This is a genomic window from Ochrobactrum sp. SFR4 (genome assembly GCF_019730395.1).
Taxonomy (GTDB): Bacteria; Pseudomonadota; Alphaproteobacteria; order Rhizobiales; family Rhizobiaceae; genus Pseudochrobactrum.
Genome location: NZ_JAAPBB010001114.1, coordinates 1 through 249, shown reverse-complemented (window position 1 = coordinate 249; position 249 = coordinate 1). Strand labels below are relative to the sequence as shown.

Here is a 249-nt window from a genome sequence, read left to right as displayed (position 1 = left end):
ACGCTACTTCGTGACCGTCGCCGAGGAACTGCATTTCAGCCGGGCCGCGCAGCGCCTTAACATCGGGCAGCCGCCGCTATCGATGCAGATCCGGGCGCTTGAGGATGAGTTGGGCGTGCCGCTCTTCGAGCGCTCGCAACGACGCGTCTTCCTGACACCGGCCGGACGTGCGTTTCTTGTGCGTGCGCGCCAGATTCTTGCCGATGCCGAAGCAGCTCGTCTCGAAGTGCAGCAAATCGCCGGGCTCGA

The 249-nt window shown here is 64.3% G+C and carries 1 protein-coding gene; it reads left to right on the top strand.

Annotated elements, in window-relative coordinates; genetic code table 11:
* A partial coding sequence (locus HBA93_RS22495; protein WP_221724716.1) for a LysR family transcriptional regulator occupies positions 1-249 on the top strand: 249 nt, incomplete at both ends.